8 protein-coding genes are annotated in these 11,897 nt (G+C 32.5%); 7 read left to right on the top strand and 1 reads right to left on the bottom strand.

Going from position 1 to position 11,897, the window contains the following annotated elements; all coding sequences use genetic code 11:
- Nucleotides 1-13: 13 nt before the first annotated feature.
- Nucleotides 14-2,245 (bottom strand): M12 family metallo-peptidase, encoded by a 2,232-nt coding sequence (locus tag PFY10_10760; protein ID WBV54728.1) that lies wholly within the window; start codon nt 2,243-2,245, stop codon nt 14-16.
- 484 nt (nt 2,246-2,729) lie between these two features.
- Here PFY10_10760 and PFY10_10755 point away from each other — a divergent pair, with 484 nt between their 5' ends.
- The 7 genes from PFY10_10755 to PFY10_10725 all read left to right on the top strand — a co-directional run bounded on the left by PFY10_10755 (nt 2,730) and on the right by PFY10_10725 (nt 11,888).
- Complete coding sequence (locus PFY10_10755) at nt 2,730-3,971, top strand: tyrosine-type recombinase/integrase (protein WBV54727.1); 1,242 nt, start codon at nt 2,730-2,732, stop codon at nt 3,969-3,971.
- Between the two features lie 15 nt (nt 3,972-3,986).
- Complete coding sequence (locus PFY10_10750) at nt 3,987-4,715, top strand: hypothetical protein (GenBank protein ID WBV58917.1); 729 nt, start codon at nt 3,987-3,989, stop codon at nt 4,713-4,715.
- A gap of 166 nt (nt 4,716-4,881) precedes the next feature.
- A complete protein-coding gene (locus tag PFY10_10745) occupies nt 4,882-7,365 on the top strand; it encodes an N-6 DNA methylase (GenBank protein WBV58916.1) in 2,484 nt (827 codons plus the stop codon).
- 241 nt (nt 7,366-7,606) lie between these two features.
- Nucleotides 7,607-7,885, top strand: coding sequence for a helix-turn-helix domain-containing protein (locus PFY10_10740; protein ID WBV58915.1), 279 nt, complete (start codon nt 7,607-7,609; stop codon nt 7,883-7,885).
- Nucleotides 7,886-7,957: 72 nt separating this feature from the next.
- Nucleotides 7,958-9,196 (top strand): DUF5906 domain-containing protein, encoded by a 1,239-nt coding sequence (locus PFY10_10735; protein WBV58914.1) that lies wholly within the window; start codon nt 7,958-7,960, stop codon nt 9,194-9,196.
- A 268-nt stretch (nt 9,197-9,464) separates the two neighbouring features.
- A complete protein-coding gene (locus tag PFY10_10730; protein WBV58913.1) occupies nt 9,465-10,448 on the top strand; it encodes a toprim domain-containing protein in 984 nt (327 codons plus the stop codon).
- A gap of 279 nt (nt 10,449-10,727) precedes the next feature.
- The gene (locus PFY10_10725) at nt 10,728-11,888 is read left to right on the top strand and encodes a hypothetical protein (protein ID WBV58912.1); all 1,161 of its coding nucleotides are present in this window, start codon (nt 10,728-10,730) and stop codon (nt 11,886-11,888) included.
- Nucleotides 11,889-11,897: the final 9 nt, after the last annotated feature.

The following is an 11,897-nucleotide window of genomic DNA, read 5'->3' as shown; positions in this document are numbered from 1 at the left end:
GAGTAAGATCTTTTTATTCTTTAACCCATTTCAAGGTTTTCTCTATGTTTTTGGTTTTAATCTTAATAAGATAATCTCCTGTCATCAGGTGAGTTAAATTGAAAGTGCCGATTTTACCAGCATTTAATGTATTGTTCAATTGACTGAATGCCAGTCTTCCACTCGTATCATATATCATGATGTCATAATTTTCATTAGAGTTGGTAAACCTGATATTTAGAATTCCTTTACTTGGATTAGGATACACTACAAATGCATCTTTGGTTCCATTTACTTCATTGACAGCCAGATTCTGAGTAATGGTAAAGTTTACGGGATTGATATTATAAAATACATTACCTTGGCCCGCAACCATAATTCTCGCTTGTGTTGTATTTACATTAGGAATAGTAATTGTTTCTGTACCATCGTTAGCGGTAGAAGCAACGATCGTCGTTGGGTATGTAAGACCTCCGTCTGTTGAAAGTAAAATACTTACATTAGCGCAGCTCACGGGAGCAGCGGTCGTGTTTGCTACGTTCCAGGTAATGGTCTGGGTGGAGTTACCTGTCCAGTTTACGGCTGTCATAGGTGCTGTAACAGTGAACGGACCAGAATTTCCATCTACTGTTATAATGGCGTCATCATTAGCAACTCCGGCACAGCCTGCGTTATTATCCCTTACTGTTAATCTGAATTCCATAGTTCTTCCATACGAAGGCAGGATTTCCCCTTTGGTGGTAACGTTGTTGATTACGTCTGTAAGTTTTGGAAAGTATCTGTATGGAACTGTTACCGGTAAAAATGATCTGAATATAGCAGCATTACCTGTTGGTGCATTCCAGTTTCCTGCCGGTCCTACATCATTTTGTTCCCATGAATAAGTAAGCGCATTATTCTGCGCATCTGTAGCAGAACCTGTTAATTTAAACGGAGTTCCTTTAGGAATTGTGTAATCGTTTCCTGCATTCACCACAGGTGCTGTGTTGGTAACCGGAGTTGTTACCTGACAGCTTGTCGATTGAACTTTTGTAGTGATTGATTGAAATGATTTGGTATGAAAAGTAGGAATACTATTGGGTGCCAGATTATTGGTTGCCCCACAAATACCGGCATAAGCCATGATGGTAACACCACTTCCTGGTTCAACAGCATTGGAAGCGCTTCGATTACCCGCGCAACTTCCTGTTGTTGCATTGAATGTATGTGGCCCTCCAAACTGATGTCCTACTTCGTGAGCAACATAGTCTATATCATACGGATCTCCTACAGGATTAGAAGATCCGGTAATTCCGCTTCCTTTATTTCCTGTACTGCATATTACTCCTAATCCGGCAAGTCCACCACCTCCGGTACTGAAAGTATGTCCTATATCATAATTGGCATTGCCTATTAATGCATCAATCTGAGCCTGGCTTTCATCAATCAAAGTATATGCGTCATCATTACCTGTAAAAGGATCTGTTGTTGGATTTGTAAAGATGATATTAGTTTCATTGGGAATTAATATGAGCCTTACCGCAACCTCTTGTTCGTATACTCCGTTTACCCTGTTTACTGAGGTAACAATAGCTGAAAGAGTTTGAGCAACCGTGGGAGATGTTAATCCTGTTGCAGCTTGGGCATACTCACCGGTACAGGCTACTGCAAATCTGAAAATTCTAATTTGAGTACCTACGCTTGGAGTAACGCTTTTTTGTACGCTTTTTTTTTCAGGAACAATATCTTCGTCTTTGGTTGCACAAGTTCTTGGTTTTCTGTCAATCAGATCACTTTTTTTATAAATGATATAATTGTTGATGTTGTTTTTTGCGTAAGGATCAATGTAAGTATCTCCATTTACAATCGATTTTATCTGAGCATGAAATCCAAGCTCTGTAAAATCCAGCTTTATAGTAGCGTATTGATCGTCAACTCCTTGCCCTGTAAAGGTAACCAACTGTGGAAACTTCTGAGCAAGTTCGGGAGCCATCACTGAAGATTTCCAGATTTTAAATTTTGCTTTTGTACCATCTGGCATTGGAAGGACAATGATAGGTGCTTTGTCTTTAGGGTCATTGTCTTTTAGTTCAGGAACAGCACTGAAATAGCTCTTTATAGCATTAACATCCAGGCTGTACGTGAGGAACTTTTCAGGTTGTACCGTTCTGCTTTTAGGATCTGCTTTAATGGATCTTTCACTAATAGTAGTGAAAAAATCCTGTGCCTTCCCCAGGGTAATGGAAAGCATAAAGATTCCCAGATAAAATAATTGTTTAATTTTCATAATTTATATGTTTAATTTTATGATATTTCGGTTTTATTAGCTTTGTGGAAATAAAAAAAAATGAAAATCTTTTTTTAATTAATTTTAATAATTCAAAATACAAATAACTATAAAATTAATTAAATATTTGGAATAATTATAAGGAAAATACAATGTGAGGTGTTTTTTGTTGTTGTAAAAATTGTATTTTAAGTAATTTGAGATAGAATTCTCAATAAATATGGGATATAGTGAGAATATTAATCTGAATGTTAAATGACGTTTTTATAGTTTATCAATGTGAGAAAATAGAAACTCCCCATAATTAATAACTATGAGGAGTTTATTTTAAGTGGAGTTGGAGGTTTTCGAACCTGTTATATTTTAACATAACTCAAAATATGTAATTTGTCTATTTATCAGTATTTTAACTATATTTGTATAAGCTAATATACTTAGTTTTTATGTCTAAATATAGAAGAAGTAGCACCTAAACTGGCACCTGATGAATTACACTTTTAAACTTAAGCAACCCAATGGGACAAAGGAATCTCTAATTTATTTCCGTTCTTTTTTCAACAACGAAAATAAGAATTTCATCTATTCTACGGGTGAGAAAATAAAACCAAGCGAGTGGGATTTTGAAGGCAGACAACCAAATGACCTAAACGGAAGGAGTAAAAGGGCAGAAATTCATCGAAGCGTCAAGATGCAATTAGATCGCTACAGCAGTTTCTTTACAGAGATTGTTAATCGATATAAGAACATCAATGAAGAACTTACAGTCGATATTCTTAAACAAAGATTCGATGAAAAGTTCAAAAAAATTACTGTTAAAAGCGATTTCTTTAGAATTTACCAGGAGTTTTTAGATGAGAAGGAAAATGACTATACTGGTAATTCGATTTCAAACTCAACGCTAAAGCGTTACAAATGCAATAAGAATCTACTCGAAGATTTTGAGAGCAATTGTAAAGTTAAGATCAGTCTGGGAAAATTTGATGATAAACTTTACAATAGGTTTTTAAAGTATTGTATTGAAGAAAAAAAGCATTCTGCAAATACATTACATAGAAATGCCGGTCTGCTCAAAACTTTTCTTCTTTGGGCTCTCAATAAAAAATATACATACAATAACAATTTTATTACATTCAAAAAACCTGCGAAATTTACAACTGATGAAATAGCTTTAAATTACGAACAAGTCGAATTTATTTACAATTATGACTTCAGTGATAACAAAAGATTGGAGAGGGTACGTGACCTTTTTGTTTTTGGATGTACTACAGGGATGAGGTTTGGCAATTACAGCACGATTTCAAAAAGTGATCTTGATGGTAATTTCATAAGAGTTATCGATTTAAAAAGTAAATCTAAAAACTTAGCAATTCCTTTAAACAGTATTTCTAAATCAATACTCGAAAAGTATGATTATAACCTGCCTAGTATTACAAATCAGAAGATGAATGAATATATCAAAGAGGTTTTTAAAAAACTGGAATTTACTGATGAAATAAAGAAGACTATGAAGTATGGTGATGAGTTGGTAGATCAAAAAGCTGAGTTTTGGACAAGAATTTCCTCACATACTGCTAGAAGAAGTTTCATCACCATAATGAAAAACAAACGAGTTCCGGATAAAGTAATTATGAGTTACACTGGTCACACTAGCTTAGAAGTCTTTAATGCTTACTACAGACCAAGTGAGGATGATAAGATCAATTATATGAATGAAGTTTTTAAATAATCACAACTTTACACTATGGATCAAAAAAAACTTTACGGACGTTGGAATTTTTGGGAAGAATTTATAGGCTATCCAATGATGATTTATTTCCTGATTAGAAGGCAAAAAATTCAAGAACGTTTGCAAAGTAGAATTGAAAAAGCCAAGCAGAAATCCTCTAGAATCGTTCTCGATGAAAAGTTGAGAAATGAATTTTTGATTAGATATGAAAAGTTAGACAATTTCTTCAGTTTTCATTTCAAAGATATTAATGAATCAAGAAATCACAATTTTGAAGAAAAGATCCAATACTGTTTGGACCAATATAAAAAAGAATCAAACAGCCTGCTAACTTCAAGCAATCTGATGAAATTGCAGAGCAATTTTTTAAATGGTGCCGAAACTACACTATTTCTATATTTTGCTTTAGACAGCAAAACAGATAGGGAAATTCGTTTATCAGATATTATGATCGGTAATAACAGTTCAAAAATTTTTCTCAACTTTTTAAAAGATAAAAAATTCATTGATGAAAATCACAACCTGCTGGTAGATCAGAAATCTTCCTTTATAAGAATTCACCGTTTTCTAAAAGACAACCACATAATCAATCCAGATTTTCAGGATACTACAATAATCGAGGCTATGGAAAATGAATATAATACCAATTTTGACAAAGGAACATTTTCAAGAGCAATAATTGTTAAGCCAAATGATTTTGAAGAAAATATCTTCCAAGAATTATCCAAGTTGCTTAATGTATAATAATATTATTTATAGAATATAGAATTGTGTCAGCTTTAAATTATAGATATATTGAGCGTACTCACAAGCTGAGATTAAACAAAGAAGACCGCATTAACAATAGACAAAAACACAAACAACAAAAATAAAATCATAGATTTGCGACATTAAAGAATTAACAAAATAAATGGCGAAGAAAGAAATATTGACAGATTTGTGGGTTTACGAATTGCTAAAAGAAGCAAATGTTGATTTACATCCACAAGGAAGCAACATAAAAGACATTGACAACGCTTTAAAATCAGCATCAAAAGCTGGAACAGGCAAAGTAGGCTTTCCTGAATATAGCGGAATTGTTAAAGACTTCGTTTTGATTATTGAAAACAAAGCAGATGTTTCACTTCACATAAAAAGAAATGATAAAGATTTAATATGTAGCGAAATAACAAGTGTAAAAAATTATGCTGTTAATGGTGCTTTATTTTATGGTAAACATTTAGCTAAAAATACAAACTATAAAAAGTTCATTGTTTTTGGTGTATCAGGCAACGAAAAGCGACACAAAATAACACCAATTTTTATTGATGAAAGAGGAGGCTATAAAGAACTTGAAGATGTTGAAACGTTTACACTTTTCAACGAAAAAAATATTGAAGAATACTACACAAAGAATATTCTAAAAGAGGAAACACCCGAAGACAAAACAACAGAAGAAATCCTCAAGGATGCAAAAAATCTTCACGAAGATTTAAGAAATTACGGAAGTATTCAAGACAAAGACAAACCGCTAATTGTTTCTGGAATTTTGTTGGCTTTGCGTGAAATGGAACATAAAGGTTTCAGTATTGACAGTTTAATTGGCGATGAAACAAATACAGATGGTGAAAAAATTTATGAAGCAATTGAAAAAAACTTGCGTAGAGCAAATGTTTCTCCACAAGTAAAAAAAGACAAATTATTAAGCCAATTTTTGGTCATTAAAGACACAAAAGCAATAAATGAAGTAAATGAGTTTTTAAAAAAAACACCCTTAAAACATTTTACAGAGTTTCTTTATGAAAATATTTATAAAAACATAAAATACATATATTCTGCCGAAGATTACTTAGGAAGATTTTATGGAGAATTTATGTCCTATTCTGGTGGTGACGGACAATCATTAGGAATTGTTTTAACACCAAAACACGTTACCGAATTATTTTGTGATTTGGTAGAATTAAAACCTACTGATTCTGTCTTAGACCCTTGCTGTGGAACAGCAGGATTTTTAATTGCTGCTATGCACGATATGCTGCAAAAAACTGACAATCCCGAAACACAAAGAAACATTAGAAAAAATCAATTGCACGGTTTAGAATTGCAACCTTATATGTTTACCATTGCAACAACAAATATGATTTTGCGTGGAGATGGTAAAAGCAATTTGGAACAAGAAGACTTTTTAAAATTTAATCCGGCATTATTACAAGAAAAAGGATGTACAGTTGGTATGATGAATCCACCCTATTCTATGGGTAGTAAAAGTAATCCAAGTCTATACGAAATTAACTTTACTGAACATTTACTTAATTCTGTTGTTCAAGATGCAAAAGTGGTTGTTATTGTACCACAATCATCGATGAATGGTAAAACCAAAGAAGAACAAGCTATTAAAGATAATATATTAAAATTTCATACTTTGGAAGGTGTCATCACACTTAACAAAAATTCATTTTATGGCGTTGGAACTAATCCTTGTATTGCAGTATTTACGGCTGGAGTTCCACATTACAAAGATAAAAAGGTAAAATTTATCAATTTTGAAAATGATGGTTTTGAAGTGCAAAAACATCGTGGACTTATAGAAACTATTGAAGCAAGAGATAAAAAGCAACATTTACTTGATGTATGGTTTGACCGCTTAGAAGCAGAAACAAGTTTTTGTGTTAAATCAACTATTGAAGCAGAAGACGAATGGTTGCATTCATTTTACTATTTCAATGATGAAACGCCAATTGAAGAAGAGTTTGAAAAAACTGTTGCTGACTACTTCACTTTTGAATTTAATATGATTTTGCAAGGCAGAGAATACTTATTTGAAGCCATAAAAACAGAAATAATCCACGAATTTAAAGAAGTTGAGCAGCTTGAACTAAAAGAATGGAGTGAATTTTATTTAAAGGACATTTTTACAGAAATTCAAAGAGGTAAACGACTTAAAAAAGACGACCATATTAAAGGTACAATTCCCTATGTGTCTTCATCAGCTTTAAACAATGGAATTGACGGTTTTGTAAGTAACACTGAAAAAGTTAGAATTTTCAGCAATTGTCTTTCTATCGCAAACAGTGGAAGTGTAGGAGCAACATTTTATCAGCCCTTTTCTTTTGTTGCCAGCGACCACGTGACAAAACTTCAAAACGATAATTTCAATGAATTTATTTACCTTTTTATCGCAAGTGTAACCAAGCGATTAAGTGAAAAATATAGTTTCAATCGTGAGATAAATGACCCAAGAATAAGACGTGAAAAAATAGTATTGCCTATAAACAAAAAAGGACAACCTGACTTTGACTATATGGAAAATTACATCAAGAAAATGATATATAACAAACTGACAAAATACATTAACAAAAAAACAACGAATGCACAACATCAGTTTGGCAAAATGGCGGGTTCAGATATTAATTAATATTCCACTTTTACAATTGATAAGTGAATATTTACAAAAACTAGTATAGACACAACATTATAATTATATAAAATTTGAAAAATCATTCCTCTTCTTTAGAGTAGTGATGAAACAATTTAATTATATTGATATTACATACAAACGATTAATTATCAACTATTAAACTTCATGCAATTGAGTAGAATTGCATCATTAGTTATTTCAATCATACAATTTTGTCTGCAAATAAATATCACATATTATGCAGACAACAAATCCATTCCAAACCATTCTCGACGAATTAGGAGAAGTAAAAGACTTACTCTATTCTCTCAAAAAAGAACCTGAAATTGAGTTGAAAAAGAAACTGTATTCTATTAAAGAGTGTTCAGAAATTCTTAAACTTGATTACCAGACAGTACGCTCACATATTTTGAAAGGTAATATTAAAGCAGAACAAATTGGAAGATTCTACAGGGTCAACCATTTTGATCTGATGGATGCTTTAAACGAAGTCAAATCGCTTAAGTACAGAAGATAGATAAAGATTTTATTTATCCAACATTCTAATTCACACTTCTGTATTTCCTGTACAGAATCAAACCTTACAAATATGAGCGAAAAAATTCCATACCTCAGAGTAGGCACAACCTATTATAAGACCATTGAAAAACCATTAATCTCCGGAGACAAGATTTCAATTTTAGTGCGTTGGAATCGTGAAACTATTATTAGCGACCACGGAAAAATCTACGTTTCAAAAGTTTCAAAGTACGATGGCTTCTGCTGTATTCCTTCTCATCTGGACTATAAGCAGATAATAGACGGATTCTACAATATGTATAATGAGATTCCTTATCATCCAATTGATGAAAATATAAGTTCTGAAGCTTTAGAAAGTAAAATTCCTTTCTCACTAAAATTTATGGAACATATTTTCGGAGAGCAACTGGAATTAGGTTTAGATTACATAAAGATATTGCTTGAACATCCAACACAGATACTTCCGATTCTTTGTCTTGTAAGTAAAGAAAGATCTACTGGAAAATCTACTTTTATCAAATGGCTGAAATCCATTTTTGGATTAAATATGACCTACATCAAAGGAGACTCATTCAGCAGTCAGTTCAATTCAGATTGGACTTCAATGCTGATTGTTGCAATTGATGAGGTATTCTTTGATAAAAAAGAAATCACTGAACGCTTAAAGTATCTTTCTACTACTGACAAAGACAAAAAGGAAGCAAAGGGAAAAGACCGTGAAGAAGTTGAATTCTTTGGCAAATTCATTCTCTGTTCCAATAATGAAGATAACTTCATTCAGATCGATGAAAATGAGATCAGATTCTGGATTATCAAAGTAAAATCAATCAAAAGCGAAAACACCGAATTTCTAAAAAATCTCAACAAGGAAATCCCTTATTTTCTTCGATACTTAATTCAAAGACCTTTCCACAGTCATAAGCAGACAAGGATGTGGTTCACAGAATCCCAGATCAGAACAAAAGCTCTTCAGAAACTGGTTTGGAAAAATAATAACAAACTTGAATCGAAAATCATCGAGCTTTTATATGAGTTTTTTGAAAGTACAGAAGACAGCAAGATCCATTGTATTCCTCAGGATATTTTCAATATGCTTAGTAAGATGTTCAGTAAGCAATATTGGACAGTTAATGATGTACGGAAAATATTGAAAGAAAACTGGAAACTCGAACCTCAAAGTAATTCTTTGGCATATGTAAAATACGACCTCGATTATGGTTTAAGTTTTTTCCAACAGAATAAAACAGGACGGTATTTTACAATAGAAAGGAATTTTATTCTTCAAAAATTTGATGAAATGATGAATTGATTGATAATGAAAATAAAATCAATTAGTTATATCTCATCAAAAGCCTCATCAAACTTTTTAACATTGGTTTTTGATAAGAAAATGATGAGAAGAATATTTCCACTTTGATGAGTTGATGAGACTTTGATGATATTTTAAGGTGTTGTTATTCAGTTTTTTATATGGCTTTCTCATCAATTCATCAAAAATTATTAAAAAACAAACTCTTCCGCCTGAACTGACAGAACACATACTATTTACTGCTAAAAAAACATTAAAAATCACAAAAATGAACTGCAAAAAATTCAACAGCATATCGTTGGAAGAAGTCCTCCTTTCTCTCGGACACCTTCCAGCGAAACAAAATGAAAAAGAAGCTTGGTATCTCAACCCCTTTGCCACGGAATCCCAAGCCTCTTTCAAATTGGATAAAAGAATTAATGCCTGGTATCTCCATTCAGAAGGTGTAGGTGGGAATAACACCGACTTTATGAGGAAGTACCTGAATACTTCGGTTTCTGAAGTTTTGGAATGGGCAGCAAAGCAGAATTTTTCTTCTTTTCATCAGCAACAACACATTAAAAAGTCGGAACCAAATTATGCAATTGATGAAATAATGGACATCCAAAATCCCAACCTGAAAAATTATTTGCTGGAACGTGGATTAAGTCCTAAAATCTATGATTACATAAAGGAGGTGCGATTTACAGTTGGAGAAAAGAAACTCTATGCAATTGGCTTTGAAAATTTATCCGGAGGCTTTGAGCTTCGTAATTCTTTTTATAAAGGGTCATTGTTGAAAAAGGATATTTCAATACTTAATCTCAATAGTAATATACAGGATACATCAAATTTTCAAGACGAAAATATCAAAAGTGTAGCAGTTTTTGAAGGCTTTATGGATGCCTTGTCTTTTATCGAAATGCAGAAATCTTTCGTTGGAGATATTCTCGTTATGAATTCCATTGCTCTTTTAAATAAGTCGATAGAACATTTGAAAAACTACTCTGATATCAATCTGTTTCTCGACAATGATACTGCGGGAATAAAGTGTAAATCTCAGATCATAAAATCTTTTCAGGGATCAAAAGATCATTCCGGAGTTTATTCCAACCATAAAGATCTCAACGAATTTTTGATACATCAAATAAATAATGATGTCGATATTAAATCAGGAAAGCATTCTGAAAAATTTCCTGAAGCTGATAAACTCGAACAGAAAAATCAGAAACTTGAAATTAAAAACTCAAATGGTTTTAAAATGAAACGTTGATAATGCGCGCTGTATTTTTTACCAACTAACCCGCAGAAGTTAGGAGCGCATTCGCAACTTTGAAGGTCGTTCCTCCCAACAAAGTTTCAAATACGCTCTGCGAGGCTTCTATCTTGAGTAACATAGACTTAGGTTGACTGGTAATAACCTGTTAAAAAAATACGCAGGTCTATTAACGAAGGTGCGTAAAAAATGCACAGGTAAAATTAATTGCTGTATAATTTTTATACAACAGTTTTGATTGGAAACATATATCACAAACTTTAAAGATGAAAAATAATGAAGACTTCAATTAATTTTAAAGCTGTCAAATCGGATTCTGAAACTCATAATTTCAGGAAGAAAACTTTTGATTACATCCGTAAAGATCTGACACCAAAGAATGAATATTGGATGGAGCAGAAAATAGCTGACCGAATCCAAAAGATCGAAGCGTATTGTAAAGAAAAGTCCGGAAGGAAATTGCAGAAAAATGCAATGTCAGTTCGGGAAGCAGTTGTTGTTATCAAAGAAAATACAACGATGTTGGAACTTCAAAATTTAGCCAAGAGACTGGAAGAAGAATTAAAGATTCGTGTTTTTCAAATTGCTATTCATAAAGACGAAGGTCATACCGATAAAGACACGAAAGAATGGAAACCAAATTATCACGCTCATTTGGTGGCAGACTGGCAAGATTTGGAAACTGGTAAAACACTAAAACACCAATCTTTCCATTATTCAAAGATGCAGGATCTGACAGCAGAATGCCTGAATATGGAGAGAGGAATTTCAGGTTCCAGAGTAAGATTAGAAGCAATTGAGTTTAAAATTCAGCAGAAACAAGAAGATCTGAAAGTTTTGGAAGAAAGGTATGACATAATGAAATCTGAAATGAGTTCAACAAAATCAGAGGAGCTGATTGTGAAGGAAAATGATTTCTTGGGTTTTCAAAAGATTAAGACTGACAAAACAATTGCGAATTATGAAAAAGCATTCCGAAGTTACAGAAGTATAATTCAAAAAAATAAAACAGAATTAGAATCTAAGTCCAAGCAGATTAGCGAACTCAGTACAAAGGTTAATAGCTTAAATAAAGAGATTCAATTATTCAAAAATAAATATTCTACGCTATTAACTGAGCCAAATATTTTTGCTTCTGAAAAGAAAAAATATCTTGACGCTGTTATGAATGTGCTTGAAAAGGAAATCAAATTTAGCCGGTATAGATTTCCCGCAGTTGATAGATCTGATAGAGAAACTCTAATTTCTGAAATGGGCAAGATTGCAGAAAAAGTATGTAAAGAAAATAATATTCCTTTTTCAGCATTTAATGAGATCTTTAAAGATTCAGAAAATAGTGTTAGAATTTTATCTCTATTACGGTTTGGAAATGAAAATCTAAATTATAATAATGAGGAAACTCCAATTCAAAAGAAAAAACGTGGAAAGAGGTATTAATATGATTTA

Source organism: Chryseobacterium daecheongense, assembly GCA_027920525.1.
Lineage (GTDB): Bacteria > Bacteroidota > Bacteroidia > Flavobacteriales > Weeksellaceae > Chryseobacterium > Chryseobacterium proteolyticum.
The sequence above is the reverse complement of the archived record's forward strand: the minus strand, read 5'-3'. Positions and strand labels throughout refer to the sequence as shown.